The 16,719-nt window shown below is 71.1% G+C and carries 17 protein-coding genes; 8 read left to right on the plus strand and 9 right to left on the minus strand.

All coding sequences use genetic code 11. The features are described from left to right. Nucleotides 1-20: 20 nt before the first annotated feature. Nucleotides 21-1,763: a lysine--tRNA ligase gene (gene lysS / locus ACFQZ6_RS20610; protein WP_381611263.1), complete on the plus strand. Its 1,743-nt coding sequence runs from the start codon at nt 21-23 to the stop codon at nt 1,761-1,763. A 61-nt stretch (nt 1,764-1,824) separates the two neighbouring features. Here lysS and ACFQZ6_RS20615 read toward each other — a convergent pair whose 3' ends face one another. The 3 genes from ACFQZ6_RS20615 to ACFQZ6_RS20625 all read right to left on the minus strand — a co-directional run bounded on the left by ACFQZ6_RS20615 (nt 1,825) and on the right by ACFQZ6_RS20625 (nt 4,991). Continuing rightward, nucleotides 1,825-3,120, minus strand: a complete 1,296-nt coding sequence (locus tag ACFQZ6_RS20615; RefSeq protein ID WP_381611265.1) for a DUF2637 domain-containing protein — start codon at nt 3,118-3,120, stop codon at nt 1,825-1,827. Between the two features lie 82 nt (nt 3,121-3,202). Then, nucleotides 3,203-4,030, minus strand: coding sequence for a DUF3558 family protein (locus tag ACFQZ6_RS20620; protein WP_381611267.1), 828 nt, complete (start codon nt 4,028-4,030; stop codon nt 3,203-3,205). 145 nt (nt 4,031-4,175) lie between these two features. Next, nucleotides 4,176-4,991, minus strand: a complete 816-nt coding sequence (locus tag ACFQZ6_RS20625) for a DUF3558 domain-containing protein (protein WP_381611269.1) — start codon at nt 4,989-4,991, stop codon at nt 4,176-4,178. Nucleotides 4,992-5,188: 197 nt separating this feature from the next. Here ACFQZ6_RS20625 and ACFQZ6_RS20630 point away from each other — a divergent pair, with 197 nt between their 5' ends. Then, a complete protein-coding gene (locus ACFQZ6_RS20630; protein WP_381611271.1) occupies nt 5,189-6,382 on the plus strand; it encodes an RtcB family protein in 1,194 nt (397 codons plus the stop codon). Between the two features lie 15 nt (nt 6,383-6,397). Here ACFQZ6_RS20630 and ACFQZ6_RS20635 read toward each other — a convergent pair whose 3' ends face one another. Together ACFQZ6_RS20635 and ACFQZ6_RS20640 are read right to left on the minus strand one after the other, a co-directional pair. Beyond that, entirely contained in the window at nt 6,398-7,174 is a 777-nt protein-coding gene (locus tag ACFQZ6_RS20635; RefSeq protein WP_381611273.1) for an SDR family NAD(P)-dependent oxidoreductase, read from the minus strand. 94 nt (nt 7,175-7,268) lie between these two features. Beyond that, a complete protein-coding gene (locus ACFQZ6_RS20640; protein WP_381611275.1) occupies nt 7,269-7,607 on the minus strand; it encodes a YnfA family protein in 339 nt (112 codons plus the stop codon). A 97-nt stretch (nt 7,608-7,704) separates the two neighbouring features. Between ACFQZ6_RS20640 and ACFQZ6_RS20645 the strand changes: the two genes are divergently transcribed. From ACFQZ6_RS20645 to ACFQZ6_RS20660, 4 genes are all read left to right on the plus strand, one after another. Continuing rightward, nucleotides 7,705-8,805 (plus strand): LLM class flavin-dependent oxidoreductase, encoded by a 1,101-nt coding sequence (locus ACFQZ6_RS20645; protein WP_381611277.1) that lies wholly within the window; start codon nt 7,705-7,707, stop codon nt 8,803-8,805. Beyond that, on the plus strand, nt 8,802-9,407 hold the full coding sequence (locus tag ACFQZ6_RS20650) for an FMN reductase (protein ID WP_381611279.1): 606 nt from the start codon (nt 8,802-8,804) through the stop codon (nt 9,405-9,407). The genes ACFQZ6_RS20645 and ACFQZ6_RS20650 overlap by 4 nt, the downstream gene beginning before the upstream one ends. A gap of 84 nt (nt 9,408-9,491) precedes the next feature. After that, complete coding sequence (locus ACFQZ6_RS20655; protein WP_381611281.1) at nt 9,492-10,223, plus strand: response regulator transcription factor; 732 nt, start codon at nt 9,492-9,494, stop codon at nt 10,221-10,223. Next, nucleotides 10,223-11,629, plus strand: a complete 1,407-nt coding sequence (locus ACFQZ6_RS20660) for a HAMP domain-containing sensor histidine kinase (protein ID WP_381611283.1) — start codon at nt 10,223-10,225, stop codon at nt 11,627-11,629. The genes ACFQZ6_RS20655 and ACFQZ6_RS20660 overlap by 1 nt, the downstream gene beginning before the upstream one ends. A gap of 151 nt (nt 11,630-11,780) precedes the next feature. On the opposite strand, the gene ACFQZ6_RS20665 is transcribed toward ACFQZ6_RS20660, so the two are convergent. Together ACFQZ6_RS20665 and ACFQZ6_RS20670 are read right to left on the minus strand one after the other, a co-directional pair. Then, nucleotides 11,781-12,299 (minus strand): GNAT family N-acetyltransferase, encoded by a 519-nt coding sequence (locus ACFQZ6_RS20665; RefSeq protein WP_381618494.1) that lies wholly within the window; start codon nt 12,297-12,299, stop codon nt 11,781-11,783. Nucleotides 12,300-12,629: 330 nt separating this feature from the next. Next, nucleotides 12,630-13,223 carry a TetR/AcrR family transcriptional regulator gene (locus ACFQZ6_RS20670; protein ID WP_381611285.1) on the minus strand — a complete coding sequence of 198 codons (594 nt, stop codon included), beginning with the start codon at nt 13,221-13,223 and terminating at the stop codon, nt 12,630-12,632. An 82-nt stretch (nt 13,224-13,305) separates the two neighbouring features. Between ACFQZ6_RS20670 and ACFQZ6_RS20675 the strand changes: the two genes are divergently transcribed. Then, complete coding sequence (locus ACFQZ6_RS20675) at nt 13,306-14,109, plus strand: SDR family NAD(P)-dependent oxidoreductase (protein WP_381611287.1); 804 nt, start codon at nt 13,306-13,308, stop codon at nt 14,107-14,109. A gap of 159 nt (nt 14,110-14,268) precedes the next feature. Here the strand turns inward: ACFQZ6_RS20675 and ACFQZ6_RS20680 are convergent, their stop codons facing one another. Together ACFQZ6_RS20680 and ACFQZ6_RS20685 are read right to left on the minus strand one after the other, a co-directional pair. After that, nucleotides 14,269-14,823 (minus strand): GNAT family N-acetyltransferase, encoded by a 555-nt coding sequence (locus ACFQZ6_RS20680; protein ID WP_381611288.1) that lies wholly within the window; start codon nt 14,821-14,823, stop codon nt 14,269-14,271. Further along, a complete protein-coding gene (locus ACFQZ6_RS20685; protein ID WP_381611289.1) occupies nt 14,790-16,037 on the minus strand; it encodes a helix-turn-helix domain-containing protein in 1,248 nt (415 codons plus the stop codon). Before ACFQZ6_RS20685 ends, ACFQZ6_RS20680 begins: the two co-directional genes overlap by 34 nt. Before the next feature lie 252 nt (nt 16,038-16,289). Here ACFQZ6_RS20685 and ACFQZ6_RS20690 point away from each other — a divergent pair, with 252 nt between their 5' ends. Then, nucleotides 16,290-16,706, plus strand: a complete 417-nt coding sequence (locus ACFQZ6_RS20690) for an ATP-binding protein (RefSeq protein WP_381618496.1) — start codon at nt 16,290-16,292, stop codon at nt 16,704-16,706. The last annotated feature ends 13 nt before the right edge of the window (nt 16,707-16,719 follow it).

Here is a 16,719-nt window from a genome sequence, read left to right on the forward strand (position 1 = left end):
AACTCCTGGACAAAGAGGACGTGCCGATCGTGGCTCAGAGTGCCGAGACCACCGACTGGGTCTCCCGTTTCGCGGATGAGGTCATCGCCGAGTCGGAGCGTCGGGCCCCGGGCAAACCGGTCGTCGTCGCGTCCGGGCTGTCGCCGTCCGGGCCCATCCACCTGGGGAACCTCCGCGAGGTCATGACCCCGCACCTCGTCGCCGACGAGATCCGCCGCCGGGGGTACCAGGTCCGCCACCTGATCTCCTGGGACGACTACGACCGGTACCGCAAGGTGCCCGCGGGCGTGCCGGGAGTCGACGGGTCCTGGGCCGCGCACATCGGCAAGCCGCTGACCTCCGTGCCCGCGCCCGAGGGGTCCCCGTACCCGAACTGGGCCGAGCACTTCAAGGCGGCCATGGTCGAGTCGCTGGCCGAGCTGGGCGTCGAGTTCGACGGGATCAGCCAGACCGAGCAGTACACCTCCGGTGTCTACCGCGAGCAGATCCTGCACGCGATGCGGCACCGCGGGGACATCGACGCCATCCTCGACCAGTACCGGACGAAGAAGGCCCCGGCCAAGAAGGCGTCGCAGAAGCCCGTCGACGAGGCCGAGCTGGAGGCCGCCGAGGGGTCCGGCGCGGCCAGCGAGGACGACGGCAGCTCCGGTACCGCCGGGTACTTCCCGTACAAGCCGTACTGCGGCAACTGCGAGAAGGACCTCACCACCGTCACCGGCTACGACGACGAGACCACCGAGCTGACCTACGCCTGCACGGCGTGCGGCTTCTCCGAGACCGTCCGGCTGAGCGAGTTCAACCGGGGCAAGCTGGTCTGGAAGGTCGACTGGCCCATGCGGTGGGCGTACGAAGGTGTCGTGTTCGAGCCCAGCGGGGTCGACCACTCCTCTCCCGGGTCGTCCTTCCAGGTCGGGGGGCAGATCGTGGGCATCTTCGGGGGGCAGCAGCCCATCGGGCCCATGTACGCCTTCGTCGGCATCAGCGGGATGGCCAAGATGTCGTCCTCCAAGGGCGGCGTGCCCACCCCCGCCGACGCGCTGAAGATCATGGAGCCGCAGCTCCTGCGCTGGCTGTACGCCCGCCGTCGCCCCAACCAGTCCTTCAAGGTCGCCTTCGACCAGGAGATCCAGCGGCTCTACGACGAGTGGGACCGCCTGGACGCCAAGGTCGCCGACGGCTCGGCCCTCCCGGCCGACGTGGCCGCGCACTCCCGTGCCGTCCGCACCGCCGCCGGTGAGCTGCCGCGCACGCCGCGGCCGATGCCGTACCGGACGCTCGCGTCCGTCGCCGACATCACCGCCGGGCACGAGGACCAGGCGCTGCGCATCCTGAGCGAGCTGGACCCCGAGCGGCCCGTGCGCTCGCTCGACGAGGTGCGGCCCCGGCTCGACAAGGCCGAGGCGTGGATCAACACCCAGGTCCCCGCCGACCAGCGGACCATCGTGCGCGACGAGCCCGACGCCGAGCTGCTGAAGTCCCTGGACGAGCAGGCCCAGGGCTCGCTGCGGCTGCTCCTCGACGGCCTCGCGGACCACTGGTCGCTGGACGGGCTGACCCACCTCGTCTACGGCGTGCCCAAGGTGCAGGCCGGGTTCTCCGCGGACGCCACGCCCAAGGAGCTGCCGCCGGAGATCAAGACGGCCCAGCGGACGTTCTTCGCGCTGCTGTACCACCTGCTCGTCGGGCGGGACACCGGGCCCCGGCTGCCCACGCTGCTGATGGCGGTGGGGCAGGAGAGGGTGCGGAGGCTGCTCGGGGAGTAGTGCGGACCGGCTCCGGTGGTACGAGGACGAGGGTGCCCCTCATCCTCGTACCGCCCGCCGGTCAGGCGATGTGGTCGGCTTCCAGTTCCGCGTTGTGGCGGTTGGTGAAGCGCATGACCATGCGCTTGGCCTCGGCGTCGGGGACCGGGACCCCGTACGTCGCCTCGACGTTGTCGCTGAACTCGCGCGGCGTCGGGTAGCCGCTGCCGCTAATGGACTGCTTGAAGACCAGGTAGAGGGCTTCCTCGTCCGGCTCCGGCGTCGGCGTCCCGCCGCCCTCGCCCAGTTCCCGGGTGCGGTTGGGGCCCACCGGGATGGGGAAGCTGCCGGTGTCCTCCATCGACGGCGGTGCCTCGTACGACTCCTCGTAGGGCTCCTCGTACTGGGCGCCGTACTCCTCGGCCTGCTGCTGCTCCTCGTACCACTGGGCGTAGGCGGCGTCCGGGTCGTAGGTGGGGTCGTAGCCGCCGTGGTACTCGGTGGCCCGGGGGTCTCGGGCGTGCAGCCAGGGGTTCTGCGGCTCCTCAGGGAAGGGCTCGGGTTCGGGGCGGGAGGGCTGCTGCCGCGGTGCGGGGTCCGGGGTGCCGGTGAGCTGCGGGCGCTGCTCGGTGAACGCGGGCACCTCCGGGGCCGGGGAGGGGGCCGGGGCCGGAGGCAGCAGGGCCGGTTCGATTCCCGCCGCTGCCAGGCCCGCGGGGGCCGTTTCCGCGAGGGGGACGCCGTAGCGGGCCAGGCGCAGTGGCATCAGGGACTCCACCGGGGCCTTGCGGCGCCAGGCGCGGCCGAAGCGGGAGCGCAGGCGGGCCTGGTAGACGAGACGTTCCTGCTCCAGCTTGATGACCTGCTCGTAGGAGCGCAGTTCCCACAGCTTCATCCGGCGCCACAGGAGGAAGGTGGGGACGGGGGAGAGCAGCCAGCGGGTGAGGCGGACGCCCTCCATGTGCTTGTCGGCGGTGATGTCGGCGATGCGGCCGATGGCGTGCCGGGCGGCCTCGACGGAGACCACGAACAGGATCGGGATCACGCCGTGCATCCCGACGCCCAGCGGGTCCGGCCAGGCGGCGGCGCCGTTGAACGCGATCGTCGCCGCGGTCAGCAGCCAGGCCGTCTGGCGCAGCAGCGGGAAGGGGATTCTGATCCAGGTGAGGAGCAGGTCCAGGGCGAGCAGGACGCAGATGCCCGCGTCGATGCCGATCGGGAAGACGTAGGAGAAGTTCCCGAAGCCCTTCTCGATGGCGAGTTCGCGTACGGCTGCGTACGACCCCGCGAAGCCGATGCCCGCGATGATGAGGGCACCGAAGACGACCACGCCTATGAGGACGCGGTGCATCCGTGTCAGCTGAAGTGGCGCGGCCACCCGTACTCCCCTCCCACTGCGTGTTGTTGCGCGCCCAACAGAGTGGCACATGTGTGCGGGGGACGAGTGGCCGGTACGGCTCTCAGTCCTTCTTGGCAGGAGACGCCGACTTTGACGCGGACGCGGTGGGGCTCTCCGCGTCCGTGGTGTCTGCGGTGTCCTTCGTCGCCGTCAGGGCCGTCGCCGCCTCCTTCGCCGCCTTCGTCGCCGCCTTCGCCAGGTCGTCGGCGTCGGGGGTCTTGTCGCCCGCGAGGCCCGCGCCGTTGTAGTCGAGGGTGATGACGACGTTCTCGATCCGGGTGACGACCGTCTGCTGGCGGAAGGTGCCCTCCTTCTTCCTCAGGTCGTAGCGGATCAGGGTCGCCTCCTCGCCGGTGCCGCTGAGCTGCTCCGTCCTGGTGTTCTTGGCGCCTTCCGCCGCCTGCGCGTCCGCGACCTGCTTGGCGTAGTACTGCTGGGCGCGCTCGTCGCCCGCGCCGCGGCTGACGTCGGAGTCGAAGCGGAGCAGGGCGACGTTCAGCCAGCGGAACTGGGAGCCCTTGACGCCGTTGTTGTCCAGGCTGTCCCAGGAGCAGTTGGCGCGGGTGGAGGTGTCGTCGGAGCTGCCCTCCTTGCCCTTGGTGCCCTTGGGCACCAGGTCCTCCAGGGTCTTCTTCGCCAGCATCGCGCACGGCTCGGGCAGCGTCTCGTACACCGCCGCCTGGACGGTGGGGGAGGGGCTCGCGGAGGTGCTCGCGGCGCTCTCGGAGGCCCTTTTGGCGTCGTCGCCGGAGCCGGAGTCCGAGGAGCAGCCCGCGGCGACCAGCAGCACGGGCACGGTGGCCGCGCCGACGAGGGCACGGCTCAGACGGGACGACCGCCCCGCACGCTGGTCACGCTGGTCCTCGGCTCGCTGTGCTCGTCGCTGCATGGTTCCTTCACTCATGACGCTTCGTGATTCCCTGCGGTCGGATCGGGTCCGAGGGGCCACGGTACGCGGTGCGGGGTGGGCGCGAACGGGCTTCGGCGTCTTTGTGGAGGGGCGGTGGAGGGGCGCGGGGGGTGGCCGTACGGCCTTATCCGGAGAGGGAGTCGGCCAGTCGGGAGGCCAGTTTCCGTGCCCTGTCCTGCATTTCCTCGCTGTCCGGTACGACTCCGACGGCCGCCGCCTGCTCCTCGTACTCGATGGTCACGATGACGTTCGACGTGCGGAACGCCACAGTCACCGTGCGCTGCTGGGCCGTGGAACCGGCGCTGCTCAGCTCGTCGTCGAGGAACGCCTCGTCGCCGAGGTCGTCGAGGAGGCGGGGCTGGAGGTCGGGGGCGGTGGTGGTGGAGGCGGAGGGGCTCGGGGAGGCGGAGGCCGTGGCCGTCTCCCTGGCTCCGGTCCCCTCCGTCTCCGTATCCGTGTCCGTCTCCGTCTCCGTTTCCGTCGTGGTGGGGGCGGGGAGGTCCGCCGTGTCCCGCAGCGTGGCGAAGAGCTGCTCGGCCTGGCTGTCGTCGCTGACCGTGTCGTCGTACGACACCACGCGTTCGAGGTCGATGTGCAGGCGGTCGGTGGCGGTGCTGGACTCGACCTTCCAGCGGCAGCCGACCTTGCGGTCGTTGTCGTAGGTGAGGGTGGCCTCGCCCGCGTACGCCTTCTCGCGCTGGTCCTCGTCGGTGAGCTGGGTGATGCCGGGGAGCAGGGAGTCGAGGGTGTCCTCGCTGACCGCGCCGCAGGGTTCGGGGAGGGTGCGGTAGCGGCCGGGCTGGGCGGTGGTTCTGGTGGTACCGGCGTCCTCGGGGTTGGAGCCGTCGGCCGGGCCGCCGGAGTCGGAGGCGCCGGTGCAGCCCGCGAGCAGGGCCGCGAGGAGCGCGGCGACGCCGGATACGTACGCCTTCCGCTGCACGGTCAGGCTCCTCTCGGTGTGTCCCCGCTGGTTAATGGGTTGCCGGGCGGGGGTGTGTCCAGAAGACAATGTGTATCGCACGCGCTGCCGTGGACGCCGGTCTGCTGTCCCTTTCGTTGACCTTGGCGCCGGTTTTGCGGTTCCTGACTTCTACTGGTGTTTGTTGCTTTTCCTGTGGCTTTGGGGGATGGGGCTCTATGTCGTACGTGGAGATGCCGGGCGCGAAGGTGCCGATCCGGATGTGGACCGACCCGGCGTCGGTGGAGGAGGGCGCGCTCCAGCAACTGCGGAACGTGTCCACGCTGCCCTGGATCGAGGGCCTGGCCGTGATGCCGGACGTGCACTACGGCAAGGGCGCGACGGTCGGCTCCGTGATCGCGATGCGGGGCGCGGTGTGTCCGGCGGCGGTGGGTGTGGACATCGGGTGCGGGATGTCGGCGGTCCGCACCTCCCTGACCGCCAACGACCTGCCCGGCGACCTGTCCCGACTGCGCTCGCGCATCGAGCAGGCCATTCCGGTGGGGCGGGGGATGCATGACACCCCGGTCGATCCCGGACGCCTGCACGGGCTGGCCACGGCGGGGTGGGACGACTTCTGGGGGCGGTTCGGTGGGGTGGCGGAGGCGGTGAGGTTCCGTCAGGACCGGGCGACCCACCAGATGGGGACGCTTGGCGGCGGCAACCATTTTGTGGAAGTTTGTGTCGATATGTCCGGTTCGGTGTGGCTCATGCTGCACTCCGGGTCCCGGAACATCGGCAAGGAGCTGGCCGAGCACCACATCGGCATCGCGCAGAAGCTGCCGCACAACCAGGGCCTCGTCGACCGCGACCTCGCCGTCTTCGTCGCGGACACCCCGCAGATGGCGGCGTACCGCAACGACCTGTTCTGGGCGCAGGAGTACGCCAGGCACAACCGCACGATCATGATGGCGCTGCTGAAGGACGTCGTCCGCAAGGAGTTCAAGAAGGCGAAGCCGACCTTCGAGCCGGAGATCTCCTGCCACCACAACTACGTGGCGGAGGAGCGGTACGACGGCATGGACCTGCTCGTGACCCGCAAGGGCGCGATCCGGGCGGGCTCCGGGGAGTACGGCATCATCCCCGGGTCCATGGGTACCGGCTCGTACATCGTGAAGGGCCTCGGCAACGAGAAGTCCTTCAACTCCGCCTCGCACGGCGCGGGTCGGCGGATGAGCCGCAACGCCGCCAAGCGCCGCTTCTCCACCAAGGACCTGGAGGAGCAGACGCGCGGGGTGGAGTGCCGCAAGGACTCCGGGGTCGTCGACGAGATCCCCGGCGCCTACAAGCCGATCGAGCAGGTCATCGACCAGCAGCGGGACCTCGTCGCGGTGGTGGCGAAGCTGAAGCAGGTCGTCTGTGTGAAGGGCTGAGCCGCCCGGCGCGGCTCAGCGCTCGCGGTGCACCTTCGTGTTCGACGCCTGGGCTCGGGGGCGGACGATCAGGAGGTCGATGTTGACGTGGGAGGGGCGGGTGACCGCCCAGGTGATGGTGTCGGCGACGTCGTCGGCGGTCAGGGGCTCGGCGACGCCCTCGTAGACCTTGGCCGCCTTCTCCGTGTCGCCGCCGAAGCGGGTGAGGGCGAACTCGTCGGTCTTGACCATGCCGGGCGCGATCTCGATGACGCGCACCGGGCGGCCGACGATCTCCAGGCGGAGGGTCTCGGCGAGGACGTGGGCGCCGTGCTTGGCGGCGACGTAGCCCGCGCCGCCCTCGTAGGTGCCGTGGCCCGCGGTGGAGGAGAGGACGACCACCGTGCCGTCGCCGCTGGCCTCCAGCTTGGGCAGGAGGGCCTGGGTGACGTTGAGGGTGCCGAGGACGTTGGTCTCGTACATCGTGCGCCAGTCGGCCGGGTCGCCGGTGGCCACCGGGTCGGCGCCGAGCGCGCCGCCCGCGTTGTTGACCAGCACGCCGATGGTCTGGAAGGCGGTCGCGAACTCGTCGACCGCGGCGCGGTCGGTGACGTCGAGCTGGTAGGCCGCCGCCGAGTGGCCCGCCGCGTTGATCTCCTCCGCGAGCGCCTCGATGCGGTCCTTGCGGCGGGCGGTCAGGACGACCCGGTAGCCCGCCGCGGCGAGCTGCCGTGCGGTGGCGGCGCCGATGCCGCTGCTCGCACCGGTGACGACGGCGATGCGGGAGGCGGCGGGCGGGGCGGCGGGGGCCATGGCGTGCTCCTCGGACGGCGGGCGAAAGCAGACCCCGTCAGGATAGGTGGGCGGGGTGCGGCCTCAGGCGTCAGGCGTCGCGGGGCCCACATGATCAGGAGGCGTCGCGGGGGGCCCACATGATCAGGGCCATGCCCGCCAGGCAGACCAGCGCGCCCGCGATGTCCCAGCGGTCCGGGCGGTAGCCGTCCGCCACCGCGCCCCAGGCCAGCGAGCCCGCGACGAACACGCCGCCGTACGCGGCGAGGATGCGGCCGAAGTGGGCGTCCGGCTGGAGCGTGGCGGCGAAGCCGTAGGCGCCGAGGGCCAGCACCCCGGCGCCGATCCACAGCCAGCCGCGGTGTTCGCGCACGCCCTGCCAGACCAGCCAGGCGCCGCCGATCTCGAAGAGGGCGGCGAGGACGAAGAGGGCGGCGGAGCGGAGGATGAGCATGGGGCAGCTTCGCACGGGGGGCTGGGTGGAATAACGGGTGGCGCCGGTCCGTTTGGCCGTATAGTTGAACGGTCAACCACTTGGAGGGTGAGCGGCCATGCAGTCCACGCAGTTCGGGATCTTCAGCGTCGGGGACGTCACCCCGGACCCCACGACGGGCCGGACGCCCACCGAGCGTGAGCGGATCAAGGCGATGGTCGCCATCGCGCTCAAGGCGGAGGAGGTGGGCCTTGATGTGTTCGCCACGGGTGAGCACCACAACCCGCCGTTCGTGCCCTCCTCGCCCACCACCATGCTCGGGTACGTCGCCGCGCGCACCGAGCGGCTGGTCCTCTCCACCTCGACCACGCTCATCACCACCAACGACCCGGTGAAGATCGCCGAGGACTACGCGATGCTCCAGCACCTGGCCGACGGCCGGGTGGACCTCATGATGGGCCGCGGCAACACCGGCCCGGTCTACCCCTGGTTCGGGCAGGACATCCGGCAGGGCATCAACCTCGCCATCGAGAACTACGCCCTGCTGCACCGGCTCTGGCGCGAGGACGTCGTCAACTGGGAGGGCAAGTTCCGCACACCGTTGCAGGGCTTCACCTCGACGCCCCGGCCGCTGGACGGCGTACCGCCGTTCGTCTGGCACGGCTCCATCCGGTCGCCGGAGATCGCCGAGCAGGCCGCCTACTACGGTGACGGCTTCTTCCACAACAACATCTTCTGGCCCGCCGACCACACCAAGCGCAGGGTCGAGCTGTACCGCACCCGCTACGCCCACTACGGGCACGGCACCGCCGAGCAGGCCATCGTCGGTCTCGGTGGGCAGGTGTTCATGCGGCGCAACTCGCAGGACGCCGTGCGCGAGTTCCGGCCGTACTTCGACAACGCGCCGGTGTACGGGCACGGGCCCTCCCTGGAGGACTTCACCGCGCAGACGCCGCTGACCGTGGGCTCCCCGCAGCAGGTCATCGAGAAGACGCTCGGCTTCAGGGAGTACGCCGGTGACTACCAGCGCCAGTTGTTCCTGATGGACCACGCCGGGCTGCCGCTGAAGACCGTTTTGGAGCAGCTCGACATCCTCGGTGAGGAGGTCGTGCCGGTGCTGCGCAAGGAGTTCGCCGCCGGGCGGCCCGCGAGCGTGCCGGACGCGCCGACCCACGCGTCCCTGCTCGCCGCCAAGGAAAAGGAAGGAGCCGCCCTGTGAAGCTCGTCGTCGTGTCCGCGGGGCTGAGCGTGCCCTCGTCCACCCGGCTGCTCGCCGACCGGCTGGCCGCCGCCACCAGCGCGCGGGCCCCGGCCGCCGAGGTACGGGTCGTGGAGCTGCGCGAGCTGGCCGTGGAGATCGCGCACCACTTCACCAACGGGTTCGCCGGGCCGTCGCTGGCCGCCGCCATCGAGGCGGTGACCGGGGCGGACGGGCTGATCGTCGTCACGCCGGTGTTCTCGGCGTCGTACAGCGGGCTGTTCAAGTCGTTCTTCGACGTGATCGAACCCGACGCGCTCGCCGGGAAGCCGGTGCTGATCGCCGCGACCGGCGGGACCGCGCGGCACTCGCTGGTGCTCGAACACGCGCTGCGTCCGCTCTTCGCCTACCTGCACGCCGTGGTCGTGCCGACCGGGGTGTACGCCGCCTCCGAGGACTGGGGCGCCGAGGGCCTGGACGGCCGGATCGAGCGGGCGGCCGGGGAGCTGGCCCGGCTGATGACCGGGCTGGCCGCCAGCGCCGCCCCCGCGGCCGACCAGGCCGCCGAGCCCGACGTCGTCCCCTTCGAGCAGCAGCTCGCCGCGCTCCGGCCCACCGGGTGAGACGGCGGTGAGACGGCGGTAAGAAGCCCGGTCGTACGTCACACCCCCGGTCGTACGGTCGGGGCGCTTTGCCACACTGGACGCGTGGCCCCCACTGTTCTGCTCGCCGAGGACGACCGCGCGATCCGGCACGCCCTGGAGCGCGCCCTGACGCTGGAGGGCTACGACGTCACCGCGGTCGCCGACGGCGTCGAAGCCCTCGCCAGCGCCCACCGCACCCCGCCCGACGTGCTCGTCCTGGACGTGATGATGCCCGGCATAGACGGGCTCCAGGTCTGCCGGGTGCTGCGCGCCGAGGGCGACCGCACCCCCATCCTGATGCTGACCGCGCTGGTGGAGACCCAGGACCGGATCGCCGGTCTGGACGCGGGCGCGGACGACTACGTCGTCAAGCCGTTCGACGTCGACGAGGTCTTCGCCCGGCTGCGCGCCCTGCTGCGCCGCACCAGCGCCGACGGCGGTCCCCTGACCAGCGACGCGCCGGACACCGCCGGACGGGCGCCGCTGTCCGGCCCGCGGCTCATCGGGGCCGCCGGAATCCGCATGGACCCGCGCGCCCGACGCGCCTGGCGCGGCGCCCGGGAACTGGAGCTGACCCGCACCGAGTTCGAGCTGCTCGAACTGCTGGTGCGCAACGCGGGCACCGTCCTCGACCACGCCACCATCTACGACCGCATCTGGGGCTACGACTTCGGGCCAGGCTCCAAGAACCTCGCCGTGTACGTCGGCTACCTGCGCCGCAAGCTCGACGAGCCGGGCGCGCCGCAACTGATCCACACCGTGCGGGGCGTGGGCTACGTCCTGCGGGAGCAGTGATGGGCCGTGGCCGTCGGCTGCGGCTGCTGTCGCTGCGGACCACGTTCGCGGTGTCGTTCGCGGCGGTGACGGCCGCCGTCACGGTGATCGTCGGCATCCTGTCGTACAACGCGGCGGCGCGGCTGGTGCGGGTGGACCAGCAGTCGGTGTTCGCGGAGGTCGTGCAGGACCTGCGGGCGGAGGTGCGGGCCAACCGGATGGAGCCGGGGGACTTCTCCTCCGGGCCCGGTCATGACTTCGTCCGCCCGGCCCGTACGGACGTGCAGGTGCTCGGTCCCGACGGTGACGTCGTCGACCCGGGCAGCCCGGGGCTGCCGGTGACCGGCGCCGACCGGGAGGTGGCGGGGGCGGCGGCGGCCGGGACGGTGGTGCAGCACCAGGGCGTCGACGTCGGCAGCGACGTGTACCGGGTCGCCACCGTCGCGCTCGGCGCCGGGCGGGGCGCGGTGCAGGTGGCGCAGGAGTTCAGCGACACCGAGGACCTGCTGCGCACCCTCCAGCAGCGCACCTGGGTGCTGATGGGGGCGGTGGTGGTCGCGGCGGGGCTGTTCGGCTGGTGGCTGGCGCGGCGGATCACCCGGCGGCTGGTCGTCCTCACCGACGCCGCGGAGGCCGTCGCGCGGACCCGGCGGCTCGGCATCCAGGTGCCGGTGACCGGGTACGACGAGGTGGGACGCCTTGGCCGGGCCTTCGACCGGATGCTGGGGCGCCTCGCCCAGTCGGAGGAGGACCAGCGGCGCCTGGTGCAGGACGCCGGGCACGAGCTGCGGACGCCGCTGACCTCGCTGCGGACCAACATCTCCCTGCTGAGCCGCATCGACGAGCTGCCGCCCGACGCCCGGGAGGAACTGGTCGCGGACCTCGGGCAGGAGGCCCGGGAGCTGACCGACCTGGTCAACGAGCTGGTCGACCTCGCCGCCGGGCAGTCGGACACCGAGCCGCCGCAGCGGGTGGACCTCGCCGACCTCGCCGAGGACGTCGCCGTGCTGGCCCGGCGCCGTACCGGGCGGCGCGTCCTGGTGCGGGCGGGCGGGGAGACGGTGACGCAGGGGCGGCCGGTGATGCTGACGCGGGCGCTGACGAACCTCGTGGAGAACGCGGCCAAGTTCGACGCGGGCGGCACCGGGCCGATCGAGATCAGCGTGTGCGGGCCGGACGGGGCGGCGGGTGCGGGACCCGTGCGCGTCGAGGTGCTCGACCGAGGGCCCGGGATCGCCGCCGACGATCTGACCCGCGTCTTCGACCGCTTCTACCGCGCCGCCGACGCCCGCTCCCTGCCCGGTTCCGGCCTCGGGCTGTCCATCGTGCGGGAGGTGGCCCTGGCGCACGGCGGCGGGCCGTTCGCCTACCGGCGGGAGGGCGGGGGGTCGGTGCTCGGGTTCACGGTGGGGCGCCGGGCGGGGTGAGGGGTCCGGTCCGGCGTCGGGGGCGGTGGATGGTGTGCCGCCGCGGCATCACGGTCAGTGGGAGGTGTGCCGCCGCGGCGTCACGGTCAGTGGGAGGTGTGCCGCCGCGGCGTCACGGTCAGTGGGAGGTGTGCCGCTACGGCGTCACTGGTCAGTCGATCGTGCCGCTGCGGCGTTCCACGAGCACCACGTCCCGCCAGCGCCCGTGGTGGCGGCCGATGCGCTCCCGGGTGCCGATGACGCGGAAGCCCGCGCGCCGGTGTACGGCGAGGCTGGCGGCGTTCTCCGGGAAGACACCGGACTGCACGGTCCAGATCCCGGCCGCCTCCGTCGACTCGATCAACGCCGCGAGCAGGGCGGACGCCACGCCGCGACCGCGGGCGCCGGGATGGACGTACACGGAGTGCTCGACGACACCGGCGTACGCGCACCGGTCGGAGACCGGGGTCGCGGCCACCCAGCCGAGGACGGCGCCCCCCGCGTCCAGGGCGACGAAGCGGTGGTCGGGCAGCTTGGCCGCGTCGAACGCCCGCCAGGTCGGGACGGACGTCTCGAAGGTGGCGTCGCCCTCGTCGATACTGGCCTGGTAGATCGCCAGCACCTCGTCGGCGTGCGCGTCGGTCATCGGGGCGATGGTCACGCCGGTCGGTGCGGGCACGGTGGTGGGCATGGCGGTGGGCATGGCGGTGGACTCCCTCCTTGCGGCCCGCCGGTCGGGCGGGGCGGGCGCGTTGGCGGACAGTCTGCCCGGGGTGGGGCGGGCGGTCGCCCGGGCCACGCGGGGGCGACGAGTGCGGCGACCACGCACCTGGTTCACCCGCCGCACGCTGCTGGGGAGTTGGAGCACAGAATCACCATCTACCTGAACCGGGAGATCCGGACGTCGTCCACCGGTTCGCCGGTCTGATCGGAGCCCCGAAGCTGGCACGGTCTACCTCGCCACGGGCCCGGGCGTGGTCGGGAACGTTCGCAACCGCACCCGGCTGGTCGCAAAGGGCGGTCACTGGGGTTCGGGACCCCGCACCGCCGTGAGGCACTGGTCGTAGAGGTCCGCCAGGTCGAGTCGTCCGTCGTGTTCGGCCCAGAGTCCGGTTGCCGTGTCGACGCAGGCGAAGACCGTCGCGACGATCGCCCTGGCCTGCGTCTCGGAGGCCGGGTGGCCGGGATCGTGGCCCAGTCGCGCCCGGACGACGGGGACGAGTTCGGCCTGCCAGCGCAGTCGTTTCTCGATGTAGCGGGCGTGCAGCGAGGGCGTGGCGAAGATGAGGCGGGACAGCTCCAGCGCACGCTCAGGGGGGTGGTTGGCGGTGAGGATGGCCTCGAAGCCGGTGCGCAGGGCGTCCCAGGCGGACACGTCGGCCGGTTGCCGCTCGACGGTCCGTTTCAGCAGTTCGCCCAGCGCCTCCTGGTCGCCGCAGACCAGGTCCTCCTTCGTCCCGAAGTAGCGGAACAGGGAGCGCTGCGAGATCCCCGCCTCCCGCGCGATCTGCGCGATCGTCGTCCGCTCGTAGCCCTGCTCGGCGAACAGGCGTACCGCTGTATCCAGGATCGCCTGGACGGCGACCTGCCGCGAACGGTCCCACAAGGTCGTCATGGACATCAGGCTACCCCTCTGGACAGCGACCGCCTACTTGGCATTAACTGCCAGGAAGGCAGCGACTGAAAGAAGGATCAATATGCCCGCCGTCGACTACCACGGACAGACCACCCTCATCACCGGGGCCAGCGCGGGCCTCGGCGCCGAGTTCGCCCGCCAGCTCGCCGCCCGCGGCTCCGACCTGGTGCTGGTCGCCCGCCGCAGGGACCGCCTGGAGGAGCTGGCCACCGAACTGCGCCCACAGCACCGCATCCAGGTGCACGTGATCGAGATGGACCTGGCCACGGAACACCCCGGGCAGGCGCTGGCCGCGCGGGTGGCCCAGCTCGGCCAGCACGTCACGAGCCTGGTCAACAACGCCGGGTTCGCCACCTTCGGCCCCTTCCACCAGGCCGACCCGGACCGGCTGCGCCGGGAGATCGCGGTCGACGTGACCGCGGTCGCCGACATCAGCCGCGCCTTCATCGACCCACTGCGCACCGCGGGCCGCGGGGTACTGGTCAACGTGGCGAGCATGGCCGCCTACCAGCCCAACCCGCGCATGGCGCTCTACGGGGCGACCAAGGCGTTCGTGCTCAGCCTCACCGAGGCGCTGTGGGAGGAGTCGCGCGGTACCGGTCTGCGGGTGCTGGCCCTGTCCCCCGGCGCGACCCGGACCGAGTTCTTCGACGTCGTGGGCACCCCACAGGCCGCCGGAGGGACCAGGCTCGCCTCACCCGTCGACGTCGTCCGCACCGCGCTGACCGCCCTGGACCGCAGGAACCCGCCGCCCAGCGTCATCGCGGGCCGCATGAACCGGGTGATGGCCTTCCTCGCCCGCCGCCTGGCCACCCGCCGCCAGGTCATCCGAGCCATCGGCCGCCTCACCGCCGAGGGGGCATGACGGGGACCGCCCGCGCGTGAGGAAGCCGAGGAGGACAATGACGACGGGCCACCCCCACCCAGCTCCATGTGCCCCGGCCTCCTTCGGAGTCCTCGTCGTCGCCGTGACCCTGGATGACCCCGAAGTCTGGGCGGCCTTGGTGGTGGCCACGGAGAGCGGTCAGCTTCGGAGGTCCTTGATCATGACGGCGAGCAGTGGAGCGTCGGCGAATGGCCGCTGCTCGCCGACCTTGGTGTATCCCCACGATTCGTAGAGCGCCTGCACCTTGGGGTGGGTCACGTCGACCAGGAGTACAGCGAGGTCCTCTGTGCGTTCCTTCAGCAGTGCTTCGTGGAGGCGTTCGGAGACGCCCTTTTTGCGCCAATGAGGCCGCACCATGAGCTCGGACACCGCGTAGGTGGAGGTGTAGCCGTTGTTCGGCTCGTAGTCGGTGGATCGCCACCACTCGCGGCCGGGGGTGAGCGGGCCGCCGTAGGCGAAGCCGGTCGGCTCATCTCCGTCGTACGCCACGACGCATGTGAAGCCCTCCATGCCTGACCAGTGGTCGACGAACCAGGGGAAACGTTGGTTGAAAGGGTCGTCCATGGCGTCGGCGTAGGCGTCATCGTGTATGTCGATGAGCAGTTGCCGAAAGCTCTCGGGGAGGTTTCCGTGCTGGAAGTGACGCAGGTCGATCACGTTCAGCTCCAATCGGCACGTAGGCGGTCTGCCCATTCGCGTGCGTACGTGGTGGAGGGGGCCAGGACGAGCAGGTCGCGGTGGAAGTCGCCGATGAGCGTGCGCATACGTCCGGGGAGGGGGGCGCCGTCCATGATGGAGAAGACTGCGGCAGCGGTGGCCGTGGCCTGTTCGATATCTCCTTGGTGGAGTTGCGCTAAGGCGAGTTGAGCGGTCGCCAACGCCCGGTTGCGGCGGAAGACGGGCGGAATCCTGGCCAGTGCACGGTGCGCCATCGCCTCTGCGTGGGCATGGCGTCCACTGCGGTTGTGGACGATCGCACCGAGGTGGTCGAGTTCGGCCTGCCCGTAGAAGGCCGTCCAGCGGGGGCGCTCGTATGCGGGCGCCCTGGCGAAGGTGTCCTGGGCGGACCCGAGATGCCGCAGGGCGTCACGCCCCTCGCCGAGGGCCGCGTACGCCAGCGCGGCTCGAACCCGCCCCAGCGAGTCGAAGAACGGATCTCTACGAGCGGCCGAGGAGGCTTGTGCAACCTGCGCTGCCGCGAGGGCTTCGGGCCAGTTGCGACGCTGGGAGGCGAGCATCGACATGGTGACCCATACCCGCGCCTCCGTGGGGCCGTCCTGAGAGAGCCCGGCGTAGGTGGCGGATTCGTTCAGGTACCTCTGCGCCTGGTCCAGGTTACGGGCGTCGACGCAGGACCAGGCGGCTATGGCGGTGTATTCGGAGGCCAAGGCGTACAGGGCTCGGCGGACGCGTTCACTGGCGTTCCGCTGTTGTAGCTCCAGCGCGCCGTCGCGGCCCTGGACGGCAGCCCTTTCCAGTTCGGTATGCCCGCCCTGGCGGTCGTCAGCTTCGACTAGGGCGTTCATTCCGGCAGCGACCCGTGCCACGTCCGACATGCCGACCGTACGGCGTTGCGCCATCAAGGGAACCGCCGCGGCTGCGGTTCCGGTGGCAGAGGCGATGAAGGAGCGGCGCCGCACGGGGTCCTCCTGCGGATGCTGCATGGTGCGTGGCGCCGTGAACCCTAAGTCCTCGACAGGGCACTCGAACACCCTCTCCAGTGCCACACAGGTACGTCCGATGGGGCGGCGGCAGGTCCCGTTGAGGAGGTTGCGGACTGTGCGGTCGGAGACGTCACCGGGCCTGCCGGTGATCTCTGCCAGCGCAGCGTTCATCCGACCGGCTAATTCTTCCTGAGTGAGCCCGAGTTCCTCCATCCGGCTCTTCAGGATGGCGTTCGCTCCCATGGACCGACCGTAGCCGTGTGGTCACTGACCGAACCAGACCTGAGGTCACCGGAGCGTAAAGTCTTCCGGTTCGCGTAGGTACAGCGGGGCGCGACCTTTCCTGTTCGCCGACGGCCAAGGGCCGTTGACTCGGTACCAGCCGTTGAGCGGGCGAGATTCCACTTTCTGCCTCTCGATGGCGTGGAGGAAAGCCCGTCCCCGCGCACCCGTCGGGGGCGGGCGTGCCAGCCTCGGAGGGATGACCCCTTGACCATGACCGCCGCCAAACCAACAGTGACCGGTGTCCCGGGCTACACCGAGAGGATGCCGTGCGAGCCGGAGTCCGCGCGCCGCGCACGTCTGCTTGTCTCCGCGGCTCTGGACACCTGGGGCATAGGCGAGTTGGCCGAGGCGGGCACTCTGATCGTTTCGGAGCTGGTCAGCAATGCCGTCAGCCATACGCCGTGTCGCGTGGTCCGCGTGGTGATCCGGCGTGAGACGGCCGAGGTGATTCGGATCGGCGTCGCCGACAAGTGCCGAGACACCCCCGAACCGGCCTGTCCTGAAGGCGATTCCGAGGGCGGCCGTGGCCTGCTCCTGGTCGAGTCGCTGAGCTGGCGGTGGGGCTACGACCTCCATCGTTGGGGCAAGGTCGTCTGGGCGGAGCTGAGGGTGCCGACCACATGCTGATCTCGCGTGTCTC

The sequence above is a fragment of the Streptomyces flavalbus genome (assembly GCF_042674625.1).
In the GTDB taxonomy this organism is placed as follows: domain Bacteria; phylum Actinomycetota; class Actinomycetes; order Streptomycetales; family Streptomycetaceae; genus Streptomyces; species Streptomyces flavalbus.

Excerpts from the sequence above, each read along its gene's own strand:
- ACFQZ6_RS20620 (WP_381611267.1), bottom strand. The coding sequence starts at position 4,030 with ATGCAGCGACGAGCACAGCGAGCCGAGGACCAGCGTGACCAGCGTGCG.
- ACFQZ6_RS20630 (WP_381611271.1), top strand. The coding sequence starts at position 5,189 with ATGTCGTACGTGGAGATGCCGGGCGCGAAGGTGCCGATCCGGATGTGG.
- ACFQZ6_RS20635 (WP_381611273.1), bottom strand. The coding sequence starts at position 7,174 with ATGGCCCCCGCCGCCCCGCCCGCCGCCTCCCGCATCGCCGTCGTCACC.
- ACFQZ6_RS20640 (WP_381611275.1), bottom strand. The coding sequence starts at position 7,607 with ATGCTCATCCTCCGCTCCGCCGCCCTCTTCGTCCTCGCCGCCCTCTTC.
- ACFQZ6_RS20645 (WP_381611277.1), top strand. The coding sequence starts at position 7,705 with ATGCAGTCCACGCAGTTCGGGATCTTCAGCGTCGGGGACGTCACCCCG.
- ACFQZ6_RS20660 (WP_381611283.1), top strand. The coding sequence starts at position 10,223 with ATGGGCCGTGGCCGTCGGCTGCGGCTGCTGTCGCTGCGGACCACGTTC.
- ACFQZ6_RS20665 (WP_381618494.1), bottom strand. The coding sequence starts at position 12,299 with ATGCCCACCACCGTGCCCGCACCGACCGGCGTGACCATCGCCCCGATG.
- ACFQZ6_RS20670 (WP_381611285.1), bottom strand. The coding sequence starts at position 13,223 with ATGACGACCTTGTGGGACCGTTCGCGGCAGGTCGCCGTCCAGGCGATC.
- ACFQZ6_RS20675 (WP_381611287.1), top strand. The coding sequence starts at position 13,306 with ATGCCCGCCGTCGACTACCACGGACAGACCACCCTCATCACCGGGGCC.
- ACFQZ6_RS20680 (WP_381611288.1), bottom strand. The coding sequence starts at position 14,823 with ATGGGCAGACCGCCTACGTGCCGATTGGAGCTGAACGTGATCGACCTG.
- ACFQZ6_RS20685 (WP_381611289.1), bottom strand. The coding sequence starts at position 16,037 with ATGGGAGCGAACGCCATCCTGAAGAGCCGGATGGAGGAACTCGGGCTC.
- ACFQZ6_RS20690 (WP_381618496.1), top strand. The coding sequence starts at position 16,290 with ATGACCGCCGCCAAACCAACAGTGACCGGTGTCCCGGGCTACACCGAG.